This is a genomic window from Paraburkholderia solitsugae (genome assembly GCF_013177695.1).
Taxonomy (GTDB): Bacteria; Pseudomonadota; Gammaproteobacteria; order Burkholderiales; family Burkholderiaceae; genus Paraburkholderia; species Paraburkholderia solitsugae.
Map to the genome: position 1 here is coordinate 1 of NZ_WOEY01000108.1, position 20,451 is coordinate 20,451.

The 20,451-nt window shown below is 62.5% G+C and carries 17 protein-coding genes and 1 pseudogene; 9 read left to right on the forward strand and 9 right to left on the reverse strand.

The window, feature by feature from the left end; translation table 11 throughout:
- Together ybiB and GNZ12_RS27170 are read left to right on the forward strand one after the other, a co-directional pair.
- A partial coding sequence (gene ybiB / locus GNZ12_RS27165; RefSeq protein WP_172315279.1) for a DNA-binding protein YbiB occupies positions 1-922 on the forward strand: 922 nt, incomplete at its 5' end.
- 360 nt (positions 923-1,282) lie between these two features.
- A pseudogene (locus GNZ12_RS27170) lies at positions 1,283-2,212 on the forward strand (2-isopropylmalate synthase); the annotation flags it as partial.
- Positions 2,213-2,522: 310 nt separating this feature from the next.
- Here GNZ12_RS27170 and GNZ12_RS27175 read toward each other — a convergent pair.
- A complete protein-coding gene (locus GNZ12_RS27175) occupies positions 2,523-2,906 on the reverse strand; it encodes a nuclear transport factor 2 family protein (RefSeq protein ID WP_172315281.1) in 384 nt (127 codons plus the stop codon).
- A gap of 43 nt (positions 2,907-2,949) precedes the next feature.
- Positions 2,950-3,513, reverse strand: coding sequence for an acyloxyacyl hydrolase (locus GNZ12_RS27180; RefSeq protein ID WP_172315282.1), 564 nt, complete (start codon positions 3,511-3,513; stop codon positions 2,950-2,952).
- 361 nt (positions 3,514-3,874) lie between these two features.
- Between GNZ12_RS27180 and rpoH the strand changes: the two genes are divergently transcribed.
- The 5 genes from rpoH (at position 3,875) to cydX (ending at position 8,321) form a co-directional block, all read left to right on the forward strand.
- Positions 3,875-4,810, forward strand: coding sequence for an RNA polymerase sigma factor RpoH (gene rpoH, locus GNZ12_RS27185; RefSeq protein WP_172315283.1), 936 nt, complete (start codon positions 3,875-3,877; stop codon positions 4,808-4,810).
- Positions 4,811-5,159: 349 nt separating this feature from the next.
- The gene (gene cydP, locus GNZ12_RS27190; RefSeq protein ID WP_172315284.1) at positions 5,160-5,420 is read left to right on the forward strand and encodes a cytochrome oxidase putative small subunit CydP; all 261 of its coding nucleotides are present in this window, start codon (positions 5,160-5,162) and stop codon (positions 5,418-5,420) included.
- On the forward strand, positions 5,410-7,005 hold the full coding sequence (locus GNZ12_RS27195; RefSeq protein WP_172315285.1) for a cytochrome ubiquinol oxidase subunit I: 1,596 nt from the start codon (positions 5,410-5,412) through the stop codon (positions 7,003-7,005). The genes cydP and GNZ12_RS27195 overlap by 11 nt, the downstream gene beginning before the upstream one ends.
- A 34-nt stretch (positions 7,006-7,039) precedes the next feature.
- Positions 7,040-8,176 (forward strand): cytochrome d ubiquinol oxidase subunit II, encoded by a 1,137-nt coding sequence (cydB, locus tag GNZ12_RS27200; RefSeq protein ID WP_172315286.1) that lies wholly within the window; start codon positions 7,040-7,042, stop codon positions 8,174-8,176.
- Positions 8,177-8,204: 28 nt separating this feature from the next.
- A complete protein-coding gene (gene cydX / locus GNZ12_RS27205; RefSeq protein ID WP_172315287.1) occupies positions 8,205-8,321 on the forward strand; it encodes a cytochrome bd-I oxidase subunit CydX in 117 nt (38 codons plus the stop codon).
- 191 nt (positions 8,322-8,512) lie between these two features.
- Here the strand turns inward: cydX and nagE are convergent, their stop codons facing one another.
- The 5 genes from nagE to GNZ12_RS27230 form a co-directional block, all read right to left on the reverse strand.
- Positions 8,513-10,291 (reverse strand): N-acetylglucosamine-specific PTS transporter subunit IIBC, encoded by a 1,779-nt coding sequence (gene nagE, locus GNZ12_RS27210; RefSeq protein ID WP_172315288.1) that lies wholly within the window; start codon positions 10,289-10,291, stop codon positions 8,513-8,515.
- A gap of 97 nt (positions 10,292-10,388) precedes the next feature.
- Positions 10,389-12,953: a phosphoenolpyruvate--protein phosphotransferase gene (gene ptsP, locus GNZ12_RS27215; protein ID WP_172315289.1), complete on the reverse strand. Its 2,565-nt coding sequence runs from the start codon at positions 12,951-12,953 to the stop codon at positions 10,389-10,391.
- Between the two features lie 38 nt (positions 12,954-12,991).
- A complete protein-coding gene (locus tag GNZ12_RS27220; RefSeq protein WP_172315318.1) occupies positions 12,992-13,999 on the reverse strand; it encodes an SIS domain-containing protein in 1,008 nt (335 codons plus the stop codon).
- Entirely contained in the window at positions 13,992-15,095 is a 1,104-nt protein-coding gene (gene nagA / locus GNZ12_RS27225) for an N-acetylglucosamine-6-phosphate deacetylase (protein ID WP_172315290.1), read from the reverse strand. The genes GNZ12_RS27220 and nagA overlap by 8 nt, the downstream gene beginning before the upstream one ends.
- A gap of 110 nt (positions 15,096-15,205) precedes the next feature.
- Entirely contained in the window at positions 15,206-15,940 is a 735-nt protein-coding gene (locus GNZ12_RS27230) for a GntR family transcriptional regulator (RefSeq protein WP_074285541.1), read from the reverse strand.
- 375 nt (positions 15,941-16,315) lie between these two features.
- Here GNZ12_RS27230 and GNZ12_RS27235 point away from each other — a divergent pair, with 375 nt between their 5' ends.
- Positions 16,316-17,242 (forward strand): bifunctional helix-turn-helix transcriptional regulator/GNAT family N-acetyltransferase, encoded by a 927-nt coding sequence (locus GNZ12_RS27235; protein WP_172315291.1) that lies wholly within the window; start codon positions 16,316-16,318, stop codon positions 17,240-17,242.
- A gap of 88 nt (positions 17,243-17,330) precedes the next feature.
- Here GNZ12_RS27235 and GNZ12_RS27240 read toward each other — a convergent pair whose 3' ends face one another.
- Positions 17,331-18,143 carry a MetQ/NlpA family ABC transporter substrate-binding protein gene (locus GNZ12_RS27240; RefSeq protein WP_172315292.1) on the reverse strand — a complete coding sequence of 271 codons (813 nt, stop codon included), beginning with the start codon at positions 18,141-18,143 and terminating at the stop codon, positions 17,331-17,333.
- A gap of 151 nt (positions 18,144-18,294) precedes the next feature.
- Complete coding sequence (locus GNZ12_RS27245; protein WP_172315293.1) at positions 18,295-19,860, reverse strand: methyl-accepting chemotaxis protein; 1,566 nt, start codon at positions 19,858-19,860, stop codon at positions 18,295-18,297.
- 280 nt (positions 19,861-20,140) lie between these two features.
- Here GNZ12_RS27245 and GNZ12_RS27250 point away from each other — a divergent pair, with 280 nt between their 5' ends.
- Complete coding sequence (locus GNZ12_RS27250) at positions 20,141-20,431, forward strand: YciI family protein (protein ID WP_172315294.1); 291 nt, start codon at positions 20,141-20,143, stop codon at positions 20,429-20,431.
- Positions 20,432-20,451 lie beyond the last annotated feature (20 nt).

Sequence of the window (20,451 nt, forward strand, 5' to 3'; positions counted from 1 at the left end):
CAAGGAAATCGGCCGCGGCCCGAATGGCGCCCGCGCGCTGACCGCCGAAGATACGCGCGCGCTCTATACCGCCATGCTCGACGGCCGCGTATCCGATCTCGAACTCGGCGCGGTGCTGCTCGCGTATCGTGTGAAAGGCGAAACCGCCGACGAACTCGCCGCCATGCTGGCCGGCGCGCATGCGTCGTTCGAACCGGTTCACTTGCCGCACGCGGCGTTCCGGCCCGTGTCGATACCCACGTACAACGGCGCGCGCAAACAGCCCAACCTGGTGCCGCTGCTCGCGCTATTGCTGGCACGCGAGGGGGTGCCGGTGCTGGTGCATGGTGTCACCGAAGATCCGGGCCGCGTGACGAGCGCTGAAATCTTCACGCACCTGCAGATCCCGCACGCGCAATCGCACGCCGATATCGAAGACGGCCTCGCCGAGCGGCGTCTTGCGTTCGCGCCGATCGACGTCCTCGCGCCGAAGCTCGCGCGCCTTCTCTCGTTGCGTCGACGGATGGGCGTGCGCAATTCCACGCATACGCTCGTGAAAATCCTGCAGCCGTTCGCACCCGCGGGGCTGCGGCTCGTGAACTACACGCATCCGCCGTACCGTGACAGTCTCACGCAACTGTTCAACACGCACCCGGCCGCTGCAGAGGGTGGCGCCCTCCTCGCGCGGGGCACCGAAGGCGAAGCGGTGGCCGACACGCGGCGCCAGGTGCAAGTGGATTGGCTGCACGACGGCGTCTGCGAAACGCGCGTACCGCACGAGCGCTCATCGCCCGACGCGCCTGAAGTCGACTTGCCTGAAGCGCGCGACGCCCCAACCACGGCCGCGTGGATCGGCGCTGTGCTGCGCGGCGAAGCGCCCGTACCGAGCGCGATCGAACGGCAAGTGGAGTTGATCGTCGATGTGGCGAAAACGGCCGTGTAACGTGCGCAGCGTGAGTACGACGCAGCGCTTGCGGCGCCGCACTCACGCGCCAAATATGACGGACGCGGGTTGACACGCCGCTGCGAGCCGTCATACATTAGACCTATGCGTTCCCTTCCGAACACCTTCCGAGTTACCTCCGGCCGCCTAGCGCGGCCCCTATCGCTACGTCTAGCGTAAGTCAGATGTAGCGCCGCGCATTGGCAGCTTGAATCACCCCGATTAGTTGCCCAAAGCGCGGTCCTCAACGTAGTTCCGCAGTTCCGCCGTTTCCGTTTCGCCCCGACCGTAGTTCTTCACAACCTGTAGTCGTTTGCGTTCGTCCGTTTACCCTTCGGACGAAGCGCGAGGGTCAATTTCATGTTGCGTAATCCCGCTGAAAAATACCGCCCCTTCCCCACTGTGCGCCTCACCGGACGCAAATGGCCGAGCCGCACCATCAACCAGGCACCGATCTGGATGAGCACAGATCTGCGCGACGGCAATCAGGCGCTGATCGAGCCGATGAATCCCGCGCAAAAGCTCGAATTCTTCGAGATGCTCGTGGCGATCGGCTTCAAGGAAATCGAAGTCGGTTTCCCGTCCGCCTCGCAAACCGACTTCGATTTCGTTCGGAAACTGATCGAAGAAAATCGCATTCCCGAGGACGTGACGATCGAAGTGTTCGTGCCGTCACGCCCCGAACTGATTGCGCGCACGTTCGAGTCGCTGGAGGGCGCGCCGCGCGCCATCGTCCACCTGTACAACGCGATCTGCCCGTCGTTTCGCAAGATCGTCTTCAAGCAGTCAAAGGACGAAATCAAGGCGCTGGCGGTGGAAGGCACGCGCCTTATCAAGGAACACGCGCAGGCGCGGCCCGATACACACTGGACGTTCCAGTATTCGCCTGAAACCTTCAACACGACCGAGCTTCCGTACGCGCGCGAAGTATGCGATGCCGTTGCGCAGACGTGGCGGCCCACGCGCGATCACAAGATGATCGTCAACCTGCCCGCGAGCGTCGAGGCCGCGACGCCCAATGTGTTCGCCGACCAGATCGAATGGATGGACCGCAATCTCGGCTATCGCGACAGCATCGTGCTGTCGGTGCATCCGCATAACGATCGCGGCACAGCGGTGGCCGCGACGGAACTGGCGCTGCTGGCCGGCGCGGATCGGGTCGAAGGATGTCTGTTCGGCAACGGCGAGCGCACCGGCAATGTGGACCTCGTGACGGTCGCGATGAACCTTTACGCGCAGGGCGTCGACCCGGGCCTCGATTTCTCCGATATTGACGCAGTGCGGCGCGTGGTCGAGCGCTGCAACCAGATTCCGGTGCATCCGCGGCATCCGTATGCGGGTGATGCGGTGGAGCGGCGGGTGTGGAGCGATGAGGATCTGCAGCGCGTGGCGGCTTGAGCGACTTGAAGCGGGGCGGGGGCTCAACCCCGCAGTCTGGAGCCGCGCCCGTGACAGCGCGACCTCCGTTAAACCCCGCCCAGCCGGAACACGGCAGGCGGCAAAGTCAGCACGGGCGGCGCACCCCGCCTGCTCGTGCCGCCCGGGCGCTCACAAGGCGCTCACCTGGCGCGACCCGCGAAACGGCGTGAGCTCAAAAGGCTCACTCGATCGCACAACGCGTCGCCTGCCAGGCGATCAGGCGCCATTGCCCGTCTTCCTGGGTGTGAATCGCCGTGTACGCGATCGGAAACAGCAACGCTCCGTTGTTTGCTTCCATTTCGATCAGCGCGCGGCCGGTGACGACGCAGGTCTCACGCCCCACCGGCAGCACCTCTTGCGACTGCACCTCGATCTGCCGATAGCGGCGGCGCCCCGCGGTAATGCCGTCGATGAACTGCCGCTTCGTTTCTCGCTTGCCGTTCGTATGGACATAGCTCACGTTGTCCGCGAGCAGCATATCGAGCGACTGCCCGTCGCCATCGACCATCGCACGAAAGCGCTCTCTCTCGAGCCCGCGAATCGCTTCGATTATCTTTGCCGCCATTGCTCAGCCCCTTGCACCGGTGAGCCGAACGTGGCCACGGTCGTCAGAAGTTATATTGCAAATATAGCTGGCTGAAATTTATACCAGGATTGGGCTCTTTGATACCGCCATTGGAAATATGCTCGAAGCGGTAACCCGCCTGATACTGCTGCCGGCTGCCGAACTGCACGCCGATGCCCGCCATGGGGGCGAACTGGAACGCTGTAGCGAGCGTGAAGTCAGAAGAGATTCTGGGACTCGACAGCAGCCGGACGCCCGCGCCCGCTTCAATAAAAGGGCGAATCGACCCGGAGCCTTTGATGAAGCGGATGATCGGCGTCACACCGATTTCGCCGATGTTCTCGTGCACGTCCCCTTCGTTGGTGTGCCACCAGGCCACGTGCGCTTCGCCGATCAGCGAGAAATGCCAATCGCCGATTTGCCACCACGTCAGATTCGGATCCCAGACCAAGCCAAGATCGAGTCTTTTCAGATGGTGCCCCGCCACGCCGGCGGCAACCTGCACACCGAACTGGTCAGCTGCGGCCAATCCCGCAGCGCTGAACAGAACAGCCGCCGAAGCGCCTTTAAGAGCCAGACCACGCAAAGCATTTTTTTTGTTCTTCATGGGGCACCCGAGCTAGGCGAACGTTGATCACCGGACACTGTCCCGCTTATTCTAAAGACAATCCGGATTCGATGGATCGTATGAAGAAACCTGATTTCTCGCAATTAGTCGCTTCAAAATCAGAAAACGCCGGTCATTTATAAAAATGAAAGTGTTTTGTTAGGCAAATCCTACGATCAGCATACTGCCGGCAACATCAGCGAAAGATGGCTATCAGAAGCCAATTTTCAATAGGAAAATGCGGAACTTGGATGCCCCTACAGCCTCTAAGTATTAGCACTCGACAAATCAGAGTGCTAACATCCAACGCTGGAGTCGTTACCTGAATACGCTTTTGTCTGATTCCAAAGGAGCTTCCTACGTGAGCCATGCAATGACCCTTCCGAGTACTTTGAGCCCGTCGTCGGCTAAGGCCGCTTCGGCAGGTGCGCTGGCGCTCTCGCATTCCTCGTTGCTGCCCGGTCAACTGGGCAATATCGACGCCTACATCCAGGCCGTAAATCGGATCCCGATGCTGACGCCGGGGGAAGAACGCCAGTTCGCCACCGAATTTCGCGAGCAGGACAACCTCGAGTCCGCGCGCCGTCTCGTCCTGTCGCACCTGCGGCTGGTCGTATCGATCGCGCGCAATTACCTTGGTTATGGACTGCCGCATGCCGACCTGATCCAGGAAGGCAATATCGGCCTGATGAAGGCCGTGAAGCGCTTCGACCCGGAGCAGAACGTGCGCCTCGTATCGTACGCCATGCACTGGATCAAGGCTGAGATCCACGAATACATTCTGCGCAACTGGCGGATGGTGAAGGTCGCCACCACCAAAGCGCAGCGCAAGCTGTTCTTCAACCTGCGCAGTCACAAGCAGGGCCTGGGCGCATTCACGCCGGACGAGATCGAAGGTCTCGCCAAAGAGCTGAACGTGAAGCGTGAAGAAGTGGCCGAGATGGAAACGCGCTTGTCCGGCGGCGATATCGCGCTGGAGGGCCAGGTCGAAGACGGTGAAGAGTCGTACGCGCCGATCGCCTACCTCGCCGACTCGCATAGCGAGCCGACTGCCGTGCTGGCTTCGCGTCAGCGCGACAAACTGCAAAGCGACGGCATTGCGAGCGCACTGGACGCACTGGACGCCCGCAGCCGCCGCATCATCGAGGCACGCTGGCTGAAGGTGGAAGACGACGGTTCGGGTGGCTCGACACTGCACGAACTGGCTGACGAATTCGGCGTGTCGGCCGAACGTATTCGCCAGATCGAAGCGAGCGCAATGAAGAAAATGCGCGGCGCGTTGGCCGAGTATGCGTAACACTTGAAAGCTTGATTCGCGCCGGCTGGTCCGGCGCGCGCTGTTTAGCTGCAGAGCCCTGCCCTCGCAAGAAGGCAGGGCTTTTTTGTGCCCACTCGACACTGCATGCGCTCAATCGTAGACGCATGCGCACTCACTCAAGAACATGTCCGCCAAACACGTGTTTCTTGACGTATCACAAACCCCATAGCAATACTGTCCGCACGGAGCGACGTTCGCGACCCAATGCCGCAGTGCCGAACTCATGCGCACATGGTCTTCGCTCCTAGAATCGGGATGCACTCGCCAGACCGCTCAGGTGGCCTGGATTTAGCCGGATTCACCGGCATGAAGTCGCCTTCGACCGATCATGACCATAGCCCTGAATCGCAATACCACCCCTCGCCCGAGCCTGCGCAAACGGCTCGCCGCCTGGGTGCGCGGTCCGACGCTGGCGCGGGATATCGCCATCGTCCTCACCATCAAATTCGCACTGCTGATGGTGCTCAAGTACGCATTCTTCAATCATCCGCAGGCGGAGCATATGTCGCTGCCGCCTGAACAAGTCGCGCAGGCGCTGCTGTCCGTGCCTGCCTCGCATCCGTCCCAAGGTGATCAACATGCCCGTTAGCGAAGTCGTAGAACTGTCGCGCCTCCAGTTCGCCATCACGGCGCTTTATCACTTTCTGTTCGTGCCACTCACGCTCGGTCTGTCCTGGTTGCTCGTCATCATGGAGTCCGTCTATGTGATGACCGGCAAGCAGATCTACAAAGACATGACCCAGTTCTGGGGCAAGCTGTTCGGCATCAACTTTGCGATGGGCGTCACCACCGGTCTCACGCTGGAATTCCAGTTCGGCACCAACTGGTCGTACTACTCGCACTATGTCGGCGACATTTTCGGCGTGCCGCTGGCCGTTGAAGGTTTGATGGCGTTCTTCCTGGAATCGACCTTCGTCGGCCTGTTCTTCTTCGGCTGGAAGCGGCTCTCGAAAGTGCAGCACGTGAGCGTCACGTTCCTCGTCGCGCTGGGCTCGAACCTGTCGGCATTGTGGATTCTGGTGGCCAACGGCTGGATGAACAATCCGGTCGGCGCCACCTTCAACTATCAGACCATGCGCATGGAACTCGACAGCATCTTCTCGGTGCTGTTCAATCCGGTCGCGCAGGTGAAGTTCGTGCACACCGTATCGGCCGGCTACGTGACCGCTTCAATGTTCGTGCTCGGTGTGTCGTCGTGGTATCTATTGAAGCGCCGCGACACCGAATTCGCCTTACGCTCGTTCGCCATCGCCGCCGGCTTCGGTCTCGCATCGACGTTGTGTGTGATCGTGCTGGGCGACGAATCCGGCTACCGCACCGGTGAAGTGCAGCAGGTCAAGCTGGCCGCCATCGAATCCGAATGGGAAACGGCGCCCGCGCCTGCACCCTTCACGATCATCGGCATTCCGAACCAGAAAGAAGAACGCACCGACTATGCGATCCGCATTCCGTATGCGCTCGGCCTCATTGCCACGCGTTCGATCGACGAACCGGTGGTCGGCCTGAAAGAACTGATGGCGCAGAACGAAGTGCGCATCAAGAACGGCATGCTCGCCTACGCCGCGCTGCAAAGGCTTAAACAGGGCGACGCCACGGACGACGTCAAAGCCGCTTTCGACGCACACAAGGAGGACCTCGGCTACGGCTTGATGCTCAAGCAGTTCACCCCGAACGTCACGGATGCCACGCCGGATCAGATCGTGCAGGCCGCCAAGAAGACGATTCCGCCGGTGGCGCCCGTGTTCTTCTCGTTCCGCCTGATGGTCGGCCTCGGCATCCTGTTCCTTGCGACTTTCGTGCTGGCGTTCTGGTTCTGCGCGCAACGCTCCCTGTTGCTGGAGAAGCGCCGCTGGTTCCTGCGCTGGGCCGTGTGGGCGATTCCGTTGCCGTGGCTTGCTGCTGAATTCGGCTGGATTGTCGCTGAAGTGGGCCGTCAACCGTGGACCATCGCCGGCATTCTGCCGACCGCATTGTCCGCCTCGAGCCTGACGCCGGGTGATCTGTACCTGAGCATCGCCGGCTTCGTCGTGTTCTATACGGTGCTGTTCATCATCGAAATCATGCTGATGTTCAAGTACGCGCGCCTCGGGCCTTCGTCGCTGCACACAGGGCGCTATCACCACGAACAACAACAGCCGCTGAATCAGCCGCTACCGACCAACACGGCCGCATGATTCGCCGCCACTCTGTTCCAAGGGAAAGATCATCATGGATTACGCAACCCTCAAACTGATCTGGTGGGTATTGATCGGCGTACTGCTGATCGGTTTCGCGCTCACCGACGGCTTCGACATGGGCGCGGCGATTCTGCTGCCGTTCATCGCCAGAACCGATGCGGAGCGGCGCATCGTCGTGAACACAGTCGGCGCGACGTGGGAAGGCAATCAGGTGTGGCTCATCACAGCGGGCGGCGCGATGTTCGCCGCGTGGCCGCTGGTGTACGCCGCATCGTTCTCCGGCTTCTACTTCGCGATGTTGCTGGTGCTGTTCTCACTGTTCTTCCGGCCGGTCGGCTTCGACTACCGCAGCAAACGTGAAGACCCGCGCTGGCGCAGCGCGTGGGATTGGGCGTTGTTTGTCGGCGGCTTCGTCCCCGCGCTGGTGTTCGGCGTGGCGTTCGGCAACCTGCTGCAAGGCGTGCCATTCTCGTTCGACACCGATCTGCGCGTCACGTATCACGGCAGCTTTTTCGCGCTGCTCAATCCGTTCGCCGTGTTGTGCGGGCTCGTTAGCGTGTCGATGCTGGCCGCGCACGGCGCCGCCTTCGTGAAGATGAAGGCGGACGATGTCGTCGCCCAGCGTGCATCGCTCGCGCTGCGGATCGCTTCGCTCGCCGCCGTGGTGCTGTTCCTGCTTGCCGGCGCACTGATCGCGACAATGATCGGCGGCTATCAGATCGTCGACGCCGCGCCGCTCGATACGGTGGCTAATCCGTTGCTGAAGAACGTGATCGGCGCACCCGGCCTGTGGCTCACCAACTACGCAAACTATCCGTGGATGGTGATCGCACCCGTGGCCGGCCTGGTTGGCGGCGTACTCGCCTTGTTGCTGGCGCGCTCGCGCTTTGAAAAGAGCGCCTTTCTGTCAACCTCACTGATGATCATCGGCATCATTCTGACGGCGGGCTTCTCGATGTTCCCGTTCATCATGCCCTCCTCGCTCGACGGCCGCAGCAGCCTCACCGTGTGGGATTCCACCTCGAGTCGCCTAACGCTGCAGATCATGCTGGTCGCCGTGATCATCTTCATGCCGATCGTACTGATCTACACGAGCTGGGTGTATCGCGTGATGCGAGGCAAGGTGACCGCCGCGGCGCTCGAAGAAAATCACCATTCGATGTATTGATCAGGCATACGATTAACAGGAGTTTGTGATGTGGTATTTCAGTTGGCTTCTCGGCATTGGCGTGGCGTTGGCGTTCGGCATCATCAACGTGATGTGGCTGGAATCGCGCCGGCCTTTGGAAGCGAGTAAGCACAAGACGCGTTGATGCATCCGTTGCCGGCTGAGCGCCGTTAGACGCGGGCCGGTAAACGAAAATACGGCACCTTGATTCAAGGTGCCGTATTTTATTTGTACGAGGCTCGACAGAGTACAGCGCCTGCCTGCTCCCGTTTATCTATCGTGGCTCCCAAGCTGCGCAGAAGACCGAAGTCAGCTCAGCTCGAGGCCTCGATGAGATTACGCGGGCTGCGGCGCCGTACCGGCACCCGTATCGGGCGACAGACGCACTGCCAGTTGTGCGGCGTAGCGCTGCGCTGCGTCGCCAACCACGATGTGGAACGTGTCGGCCGACACCCACGCCGTATCGAGCGTAGCCAGGCGTTGACGATCAACCGCCGACGGATCGCGAACCACGATACGCAGACGCGTTGCCGCCACAGCATCCAACGACACGACGTTGCCCGCGCCGCCGAACACGGCAAGCCAACGCAGCGGATCCGGGTCGAGCGCACCGTCTTGAGCACTACTTGCAGCAGCCACAGGCGCAGCAACAACAGCAGGCGCAGTTGCCGCCACCGGCTTCACAGCATCGCCACCGCCTTGCGCGATCACCGTGCGAATTTCATCAGCGATGATGTCCGCTTCCGGTCCAATAATCACCTGCACGTTGGTCGAGCCGCGTTTGAGCACACCGCGCGCACCGATCGTCTTCAGTTCGCTTTCCGAGACCTTGTTGGAATCGACCACCGACAGACGCAGGCGCGTCGTGCAGGCGTCCACCACCGACAGGTTCGACGCCCCACCCAGCGCAGCGATATAACGCTGTGCGCGCGGCACGGCGGCACCCGCTACCGGCGAAACGAAACCACCGGCCGTGAACGACTCGATCTGTTCTTCCTCGGCGGCGGGTTCGCGGCCCGGTGTCGCCATGTTGAACTTGCGAATGAAGAAGCGGAACAGGCCGTAATACACCACCGAGTACACGAGACCGAGCGGAATCGCCCACCAGCCCTTGGTCGACAGGCCGTAGTTCAGCACGTAGTCAATGAAGCCAGCCGAGAAGGTGAAGCCGAGATGAATCCCGAGCGCCGAGCAGATTGCCAGCGACAAGCCCGTCAGCAGCGCGTGAATCGCATACAGCACTGGCGCGAGGAACATGAAGCTGAATTCGATCGGCTCGGTCACACCCGTCAGGAACGAGGTGAGCGCCATCGACGCCAGCAGGCCGAACACCATCGCGCGGCGCTCTTTCGGTGCTTCGTGATACATCGCGAGACACGCAGCCGGCAGGCCGAACATCATGATCGGGAAGAAGCCCGTCATGAACGTGCCCGCGGTCGGGTCACCCGCGAAGAAGCGATGCAGGTCGCCCGTCACCGGGACGCCGCCCGGCGGCGTGAAGGTGCCGAACACGAACCACGTCAGCGAATTGAGAATGTGATGCAGACCCGTGACGAGCAGCAAACGGTTCAGCACGCCGAACACAAACGCGCCGAGCGCACCCGCGGTTGTCAGCCAATGGCCGGCCGTGTCGATGACGCCTTGCACCGGCTGCCATACGTAGCCGAACACAATGCCTATGCCCAGACAGACCACGCCGGTGACAATCGGCACGAAGCGTTTCCCTCCGAAGAATGCGAGGTAGTCAGGCAGCTTGATGTCTTTGTACTTGTTGTACAGCAAGCCCGCGACGATACCCGCCACGATCCCGGACAACACGCCCATGTTGAGCTTGTCGTTGATGTCCTTCATCACCGCGATTTCGATCAGATAACCGATCGCACCCGCGAGACCCGCCACGCCGTTGTTGTCCTTCGCGAAGCCGACCGCCACGCCGATTGCGAACAGCAACGGCAGGTTATCGAAGATCGCGCCGCCGGCGTCGGCGATCATCTTGATGTTGAACACATCGGGTTGGCCCAATCGCAGCAGCAAACCGGCAACCGGCAGCACTGCAATCGGCAGCATCAGCGCCCGGCCCAGGCGCTGAATCTTCAGAAACGGATTCCCATCCATTGACACCTCCAATCCTTGTCTCGTTGTCGACTGTCGTCGTTGAGTTTTGTAGCGATACGTCCTGACTATGCGAAGCTGGTTGCGGACTGCGTGAGGTTCAGTCCAAAGGCCAGGTTTCGCGGCTCACTGCTCTTACCGCCTGGGCCGATTCGAGCGCCAGGGCATCCTGGGCGCGTTGACGGCACAGCTGATAATCGAGGTTGCGCACGCGCGCCTTGATGCCCGGCACCGACACCGGATCCACCGAGAGCTCGGTCACGCCGAGGCCAACGAGCAGCGGCATGGCCAGCGGATCACCCGCCAGTGCGCCGCACACGCCGACCCATTTGCCATGCTTGTTCGCACCCTGTACGGTCGCTGCGATCAGCCGCAGCACCGCCGGATGCAGGCCGTCGGCCTGGGCCGCGAGGTCGGCCTGGCAGCGGTCCATGGCGAGCGTGTATTGCGTCAGATCGTTGGTGCCGATCGACAGGAAATCCGCGTGTTGCGACAGTTGATCGGCAAGCAAGGCAGCCGATGGCACTTCGATCATCACGCCGACTTCGATCGGTTCGGTCCGGCCCGATTCGCGGGCGAATTCGTCGATGCGTTTGCGGATGCGGATCAATTCGCCGACATCCGTCACCATCGGCAGCAGGATGCGTACGGCGCCGAGCGGTTGCACCGCTAGCAGACCGCGCAACTGATCGTCGAGCAGGTCCGGGCGCACTTGTGCGAGGCGGATGCCGCGCAGACCGAGCGCCGGATTCGGTTCGGGCGGCAGCGTCAGGTAATCCACTTCCTTGTCCGCGCCGACGTCCAGCGTGCGAATGATCGCGGTGCGGCCGCTCAATGCGTCGACGATGGCCTGGTAGCTCTGGCGATGTTCGTCGATGGTCGGCGCTGCGGCGCGGTGGATGAACAGCAGCTCGGTACGCAGCAGGCCGACAGAATCGGCGCCGTTGTCGACAGCGGTTTTCGCGTCCTCGAGCGTGGCGATGTTCGCGGCGACTTCGATCGCGCGGCCATCGGCAGTCACTGCCGCCTGTTGCGAGGTACGGCGGTTTGCTTCGCGCACGTCGGCAAGGCGGCTACGCTCAAGACGTGCACGTTCGACATCGAGCTCGGTCGGCGCGAATTCGAGGCGGCCGGTGGTGGCGTTCACCACCACTTGGCTGCCTTCGGGGATCGCGTGCAAGGCATCGCCGACTGCCACCAGTGCAGGAATACCCGCCTGGCGCGCGAGAATCGCCGCATGCGAAGTGGCACCGCCACGCGCCATCACCAGCGCGGTGACGCGCGTGCGATCCAGCGACGACAGATCCGACGGGGTGAACTCTTCAGCCGCCAGCACCGCTTCTTCCGGCAGCGTGCGTGCCGCAGCATTCGTATAACCGAGCGCGCGCAACACGCGCTTTTCGATATCACGCAGATCGGCTGCACGTTCCGCGAGCAATGCGTCTTCGATCTTCGTCAGGATGGCGATCTGCGCACGGATCGCTTCGCGCCACGCAAAGCCGGCGCTCTTGCCGAGGCTGATCAGATCGCGCGCGGCGTCGACCAGCGTGGGATCTTCGAGCAGGACGCGATGCACCGCGAAAATACCCGCCTCACCCACCGCACCGCGTTGCGACGCATCGCGCACGGTGGTACCGAGGTCGACGTCGACGGTGGCAATCGCCTTGTCGAGCAGACGGCTTTCAGCCGCCGACGTGCCGTTCGCCTTTTCCGGCGGATCGATATCCGCATCGTCCCAACGCACCAGCTTGCCGACCGCGACGCCCGGCGACGCGCACACCCCCGCGAGCGTATTCGGCGCGAGCGCTTCACCTGCAGCGTGGGCGACTGCTTGCGGCGCCAGCGAGCTTTGACGTGCCGGCTTTTCTTCGACTTCGCCGTGCGCTTCGCGTGTCAATTCGTGGGCAATTGCTTCGATCGCGGCTTTGGCTTGCGGGCCGACGCCGAGCAACTCGACAGTCGCACCAACGCCCGCACCGAGACCGAGCAAACCAACCACGCTCTCGATCGCAGCCTTACGCCCTTCGTAACGCACTTCGACGCGCGCATCGAAACCACGCGCCGCCTCACGAGCGCGCGCGGCCGGCCGCGCATGCAAACCGCCAGCGTGGACCAGCGTGACTTGCTGACGGGCCTCTTCAGTCACGTTGGTGGCACTCGCCTGACGCGATGCGTCTGCCGCTTCGCCGCTGCGAGCGCGCAGCACCAGCAACGGCGTTTCGCCCGCCTTCAGCATGCCGTCGTGCGCACGCTCGACAATCTCGAACGCATCCGAATTGGCGATCGCGATGACCGAGACGAGACTTGGCGCGTTCAACGCAACCTGGTCCTGATCGAATTCGATCAGCACGTCGCCGGTTCGCACCTGTGCGCCTTGCGCGACCATCGGCGCAAAGCCCTTGCCATTCAGCTCGACAGTGTCGATGCCGATGTGCAGCAGAATCTCCACGCCTTCGGCCGTCGCCAGCGTGACCGCGTGACCGGTGCGCGCGAGATGGGTGATGGTGCCGTCGCACGGCGCGACGAGTCGCCCCTCGAGCGGATCGATGCCGATGCCGTCGCCGAACATGCCGCCCGAAAACACAGGGTCGGGCACATTCGCCAGCGGCACGACCGGACCGGTCATCGGCGCGAGCAAAACAATATGGCCTTCAGAATGGCTCATCAAGCGGGACTCCTCGACACGTCGCATCTGATTTCTCGTCAGTGAGTTTCGGTGACTTTGTTGAGATGGCGTGGCGCGTCAGGATTGCGCCCGCGTGCGGCGGCAAGGCCGGCAGCCATCACGTAAAAGGACAGGATCGCGGCGATCGGATCGAGCGCCGCATGAGCGGTGGTGGCAAGCGGCAGCGTCGCTTCCGGCACATCGGCCGGTGCGGCGAGCAGCACGCGGGCGCCGCGCGCCTGCATGTCGCGCGCGAGTTGCAGCAAGCCGGCCTGTTCGGGGCCACGCGGTGCGAAGACCAGCAGCGGATAGTCGCGGTCGATCAGTTCCATCGGACCGTGCCGCACTTCCGCGCTCGAAAACGCTTCGGCCTGGATGCCGGAGGTTTCCTTCAATTTGAGTGCGGCTTCCTGCGCGATCGCGAGCCCCAGACCGCGGCCGATCACGATCATGCGCTCGACGCCCTGCAATTCGTCCACCGCTTTCGACCAGTCCAGCTTGCCGGCGGCTTGTAGCGCGTCGGGCAGCGTGTTCAACGCGCTGAGCAGCGCATCGTCTTTCTGCCAGTGCGCGACCAGTTGCGCGGAGATCGATAGCATGGCGATGTAGCTCTTGGTCGCCGCGACGCTCAGTTCCGGACCGGCTATGAGCGGCAGGTGAAATTCGCAAGCGTCCGCAAGCGGCGAACTCGGCGCATTCACGGCAGCCACCGTCAACGCGCCCGCCTTGCGCAACGCTTCCATCGTGCCGACCAGGTCCGGGCTCTTGCCCGATTGCGAGAACGCCAGCGCGAGCTGATCGCGCACCTGAAGCGGCGCCTGCTGGAGCGTCGCGACCGACATCGGCAGCGAGGCGACCGGCACACCGAGGCGGCTCATCGTCAGGCTTGCGAAGTAACTCGCCGCATGGTCCGAGCTACCGCGCGCGACCGTCAGCGCGACGTGGCGCGGCTGCTGGGCGAGCTTCGCCGCCAACTTTTCGACGCGCGAGGTATCCCTGAGTTGCGCGGCGACCGTTTCAGCGGACGCCAGCGCCTCTTTAAGCATATTCGACAATTGATTCCCCTTCGACGTAAGTCGCGGTCAACGCCAGTTCACGATCGAACACGACCACATCGGCCCACGCACCGCGCGCGATGCGGCCGCGGTCTTCGATGCCGAGGTAGTCGGCGGCGTAGCGCGACAAACGGTTTGAAACATCGGCGATCGGCAAGCCGATCGAGACGAGATTGCGCAGCGCCTGATCCATCGTCAGGGTGCTGCCGGCGAGCGTGCCGTCGGCGAGACGCACGCCGCCGAGGCACTTCGTCACATGCTGGCTGCCGAGGCGGTATTCGCCGTCGGGCATGCCGGTGGCCGAGGTGCTGTCCGTCACGACGTAGAGACGCGGAATCGCGCGCAACGCGGCGCGGATCGCGCCCGGATGGACGTGCAGCAAGTCGGGAATGATTTCGGCGAATTCGGCGTGCGCGAGCGCAGCGCCGACGAGGCCGGGATTGCGGTGATGCAGCGGTGACATCGCGTTGAACAGATGCGTGAAGCCACACGCGCCGTGCTTGAGTGCGGCGACGGCGTCGTCGTAGGTGCCGAGCGAATGACCGAGCTGCACACGCACGCCACGCGCCGCCATCTCGGAGATGATCTCCATGTGGCCGGCGATTTCCGGTGCCAGCGTGACCACGCGAATCGGCGCGATCGACAGATACTTCAGCACTTCGTCCATCACCGCGGACACGGCAGCGTCGGGCTGCGCGCCGAGCTTGCCGGGGTTGATGTACGGACCTTCCAGATGGACGCCGAGCACGCGCGCGCCGCCTGGTGTGCGAATGCGCGCGTTGTTGCCCAGACCCGCGACGACATTCATCAGCTCGTCGCGCGGCGCGGTCATCGTGGTGGCGAGCAGGCTGGTCGTGCCATAACCCGCATGCGTGCGGGTTATGGTTTCGATCGCGTCGCCGCCTTCCATCACGTCGGAGCCGCCGCCGCCGTGCACGTGCAGATCGATGAAGCCGGGCAGGATGTACGGCGCGTCGTTCTTCGACGGATCGACGCGTTCGCCTGTCAGCGCCGTGATACGGCCGTTTTCGTATTCGAGCGTGCCGTGAATCCACCCATCGGTGGTGAGTATGTTTCCGGTCAGCATGAGTCTCTCTGGTGAGGCGTAATGCGGGGTGTGACTGAATTTCGCCCGATGGCGCCGCACGTGACGGCGGCCCGCGTGGCCTGCTCAGATACGCAAATCAGGCACGCGAATCAGGTGCGCAATTCAGCGACAAAGTCGTAGTAATCGTCGCGGCAATAGGTGTCGGTCAATTCGATCGCACGCTGGTCCGCGCTATACCCGATACGGGTAATGACCAGCAGCGCCGAGCGCGGTTCGATATCCATCAACGAGGCGATCTCGCTCGAAGCGTTGACCGCGCGAAAGTGCTGCAAGGCGCGCACGACAGCCGCGCCACGTTGTTCGAGATAGCTGTAAAGCGACACGCCGATGGCCAGCGGGTCGGGCACGATCGCCGCGGGCAGCGCCGAATGCTCGACCGCCATCACGATGCCGTCCGCGCGGCGCAGGCGCCGCAGACTCGCCACCGCCGCACCAGGCGACAGGCCAAGGTGCACCAGCTCATCACGGTTGGCGGCGCGGATATCGCGCTCGAGCCACACCGAATCCGGCCGGAAACCGCGTTGCTGCATTTTCTTCGTGAAACCGGTGAGCCGCGACAGCGGGTCTTCGACGCGCGGCGTAATGAAGCTACCCGCGCCCCGTGCCCGTCGGATCAAGCCTTGCTCGACCAGCAGCTCGATCGCCTTACGCGCGGTGATGCGCGACACGCCGATCGCATCCGAGAGCGTGCGCTCCGAAGGCAGCGCTTCACCCGCCGACCACACGCCGCAGTGGATCGCCGTCGCCAGATTGCGCGCGAGCTGCAAATAGAGCGGCGTGACGTTGCGGGCGTCAGGCATCAGTGCGGACCAGCGAGTTTCCATGGGGCTCCGGCGGTCGTCTTGAAGAGTGCGGCCTACGAAAATGAGAGCCCATTATATAACCAACATAATACCAGTCAACGGACTGGTCCCATGCTGGTATGGATCGGCGAAGAGCCTTGCTGGATAAGCCTTAGAAGGCGATTTGGGGGCTCGGAAGGATGGTTTACAGGGATCGGGATTTACCCGTATTCGAGATGCCGGACAGCATCTGCGTGGTCCATATTGGTTCTCTTCGTGGCCGACGGGACGCCCGGAAATCGATACCTTTCTGATACCACTTTGATGCGCCTGCTTAGCCACACAGCCTTTTTTAATGGGTTCCGTTCCAATATAGTGCTGTGTAGCAAGCCATAAAAATTCCCCGGGGAGCCGCATTTGACAGATTCCGAGGCGCTTCGGCGCGCTCAGGCCGTCCGCCATTTCAACCGCTTCTATACGCAGCACATTGGCGTACTGCATGAGCATTTGGCAAAGAGCGCCTTTTCGCTGACGGAAGTGCGCGTTCTGCATGAACTGTCCCGCGGAAGCGCGCAGACAGCCTCGGTGCTCGGGCGCAATCTTGGCCTCGACAGCGGCTACCTCAGCCGCCTTCTGACCAGCTTCGAACGACGCAATCTGATTACGCGACGCCCGTCCGACTCGGACGCACGCCAGTCGCTGATCGCCCTCACCGACAACGGCCATGCGGCCTACGCGCCGCTCGATGCGGCGGCGATCGACGAAGTATCGGCGGTGCTGAACGACCTCACGGCACTCTCACAGGACCAGCTGATCGCCGCGATGAAGGTGATCGAGCGTCTGCTCGACAGCCAGCCGCAGCACGAACTCGTGACCCTTCGGCAACCGCGCCCTGGCGACTGCGGCTGGCTCGTGCATCGGCAGGCGCAGTGGTTCGCCGCGCAATATGGCTGGGATCAATCGTTCGAAGGCTTGCTCGCGCGCGTCGTCGCCGATTACGCGCAACGCAACGATCGGGTGCGCGAGATGTGCTGGGTTGCCGATCAGGAAGGCATGGTGGTCGGCTCGGTGTGCATCGTCGGGGTCTCGACGACGGTGGCGGGCGTGCGGCTGTTGTGGGTCGAGCCGGATGTGCAGCGCCTTGGCATCGGCACGCAATTGATGAGCGAATGCGTGCGGTTCGCCCGGCGCGCGGGGTACACCAAGCTCACGCTGACCACGGCCAGCACGCTCCAGGAGCCGCGGCGGCTCTGCGAACGCGCCGGCTTCCAGCTCGCGGGCACGTCGGCAGAGAGCCGCTTCGGCCAAGATCTGACGATCGAGCGATTGGAGCTGGAGTTGTAGGTTCGCCAACGAATGCGCGACGCAAAAAAAACGCCACGGTTTGTCACTGTGGCGTTTTCGTTTTGCGAAGCAGGTTGAAGGGTGTCGCTTAGAACGACGGCACCACCGATCCCTTGAACTGCGTCTTGATGAACTGGCGCACGTCTTCCGACTGGTAAGCCGCGACCAGCTTCTTGACCCACGGCTTGTCCTTGTCCTGCGCGCGCACGGCGATCAGGTTCGCGTACGGGCTGTGGATGTCTTCGAGCGCGATTGCGTCTTTGGTCGGTTGCAGACCGGATGCCAGTGCGAAGTTCGTGTTGATCGCGGCAGCATCGACATCCGACAGCGAGCGCGGCAGTTGCGCGGCGTCGAGCTCGACCAGCTTGATCTTCTTCGGATTCTCGGCGACGTCGAGCGGCGTGGCGTTATTGCCGTTCGTGCCCGCGCCGGCTTTCAGCTTGATCACGCCTTGCGCCTGCAACAGCAGCAGCGCACGGTTCTCGTTCGAAGGATCGTTCGGCACCGCGATCTTCGCGCCTTGCGCCAGATCCTTCAGCGACTTCAGCTTCTTCGAATAGATGCCGAGCGGCGAAATATACGTCAGGCCTGCGTTGACGATCTTGTAGCCACGTTGCTTGACCTGGCTGTCGAGGTACGGTTGGTGCTGGAAGCTGTTGGCGTCGAGATCGCCGGCGTCGAGCGCGGCGTTCGGCTGCACGTAGTCGTTGAATTCGACGACCTTCACATTCAGGCCTTCGCGCTTCGCCACTTTCGTGACGACTTCCCAGATTTGCGCATCCGGGCCGCCGATGGTGCCGACCTTGATGACCTTGTCGTCGGCGTGTGCGCCGAAGCTGGTGACGATCGCCGCACCGGCGACCACGGCCGAGAGGGCTTTAAGGATATTTCTGCGCTGCATGTGATTCTCGCTTTTTCTGATCGGTGTCAGATTCGGGTGGAAGCCGGCGGCAGCCTTGCGGCGGTTGCGTGCTTGTGGCTGTGCGCCGCCAACTGGACCGCAAATGGTCTCATATGCCCAGCGAGATGGGAAATATCACGATCGCATATCGTTATGCCCCTTGCGCGACCCCGTTCACGCGAAACGCGCTCACCGTGTCGCGCAAACGCCCGGCCTGATCCTGCAATGAAGCCGCTGCAGCGGCAGCCTGCTCCACCAGCGCCGCGTTCTGCTGCGTCACTTCGTCCATCTGCGTGACCGCGCGGCCCACTTGCGAAATGCCGCTGCTCTGCTCCTCGGACGCCGCCGCGATCTCGCCCATGATGTCGGTGACGCGCTGCACCGCTTGCAGAATCTCGCCCATCGTCGTGCCGGCCTGCTGGACCAGCGTCGAACCGTTGTGCACGCGCTCTACCGAGGCGCCGATCAACTGTTTGATCTCCTTGGCCGCCGTTCCCGAGCGCTGCGCAAGGTTGCGCACTTCCCCGGCGACGACCGCAAAGCCGCGGCCCTGCTCGCCGGCGCGCGCGGCTTCGACTGCCGCGTTCAGCGCCAGAATATTCGTCTGGAACGCAATGCCTTCGATCACACCGATGATGTCGGCGATCTGCCGCGAGCTGTCATTGATCTCGCCCATCGTACCGATCACGCGGCTGACCACGTCGTTGCCGCGCATCGCGATTTCCGACGCGTTGTGCGCCAGACCGCTCGCCTGACGCGCATTGTCCGCGTTCTGCTTGACCGTCGCGGTGAGCTCTTCCATGCTCGCCGCCGTCTCCTGCAACGAGGCCGCCTGTTGCTCGGTGCGTTGCGACAGATCGCCGTTGCCCGCGGCGATCTGCTGGGTCGCCGAGGCAATCGATTCCGCCGCGTGGCGGATCTCGCCGATGGTCCGTTGCAAACGGTTCTGCATGTCATGCATGGCCGCCATCATGCTGGTCTTGTCTTGCGGACGAACGTCGACGATCTGGGTGAGATCGCCTTTGGCGATGCTCGCCGCCAACCGCGCCGCCTGGTCCGGTTCGCCGCCGAGACTCGCGCGCACATTGCGAATGATCAGCACCATCGCGAACGAAATGACCGCGCCGATCACGAGCACGACGAGCAGGTGGCCAAGCAGCGTTTCGTAGTAAACCGTGTCGATATCCTTGATGAATACGCCGCTCGTAATGTTCCAGTCCCACGGCGCAAAACGCACCACGTAGCTGATCTTCGGCACCGCGGTTTCGCTGTGCGGCAAGCGTCCGCGATATTGCGCGAAGCCGCGGCCGGTCGCCTTGGCGGCGTCAACGATCGTCACATACAGCAGCTTGCCGTCCGGGTCCTTGAAATCGCCGACGGGCTTGCCGGTCATTTGCGGCAGCGTCGGGTGCATCAGCACGACCGGCTTCGAGTCCATCACGAACAGATAACCGGATTCGCCGTAGCGCATCGTCGCCAGGCGTGCGAGTGCTTCACGCTGTGCGTCGGCCTCACTCATCTTGCCGCTCTGCGAGAGCGCGTAGTAGCCGTTCACGACGCCCTGCGCGGCGTCGACGAGGTTCTTCATGCCCGCCTTGCGCTCGGCCAGCATCGTGCTGCGCGTTTCGACCGCGCTCCACAGCCCGACGCCAACCAGCCCCATCCAGACGAGCGCGAGCGACAACCATAGTTTGCGATTCAAACTCATCCTGCTCATTGTTGTGGTCTCTCTCGTGTGATTCGTATGCGGTTTGCGGTCTGAATTGCAATCCGGTCGCGCCTCGCGAACGTGCTTGCATGTCTGACGCGCAAACGATTGCCTCAGGTATATCGGCATGGCAGCCGTTCAACTTGAGGCAATCTGTAAGGAAGCGACGACAAGGGAGAGATGGATGGGCCGACGTTGACCGTGCGCAATGAATCGTCCGCTGACAGATAATCGAAGACCCATGCCCGCGAAACCAGGCGGGCCCATTCGATCGCTTACGAGAACGCTCATGTACGTCATCAATCTCATCTACACCGCATCGCTCGAGCGCGTCGACGACGCACTCGAAGCGCACCGCGCGTTTCTGACAAGACAGTTCGAAGCAGGGGTCTTCGTGGCCGCCGGGCCGAAGGTGCCGCGCGACGGCGGCATCATTCTGGCGGTGCGCATCGAGCGCGATAAGCTGGATGAGATTCTCGCCAGCGACCCGTTCGCCGAGCAGAAGCTCGCGCGTTACGAGGTGACGGAATTCAAGGCGACGCGTCTGGCGCCGGGGATGAATTTGCCGATGCCGGCTTGAGGATTACAGCGAAGGGATTT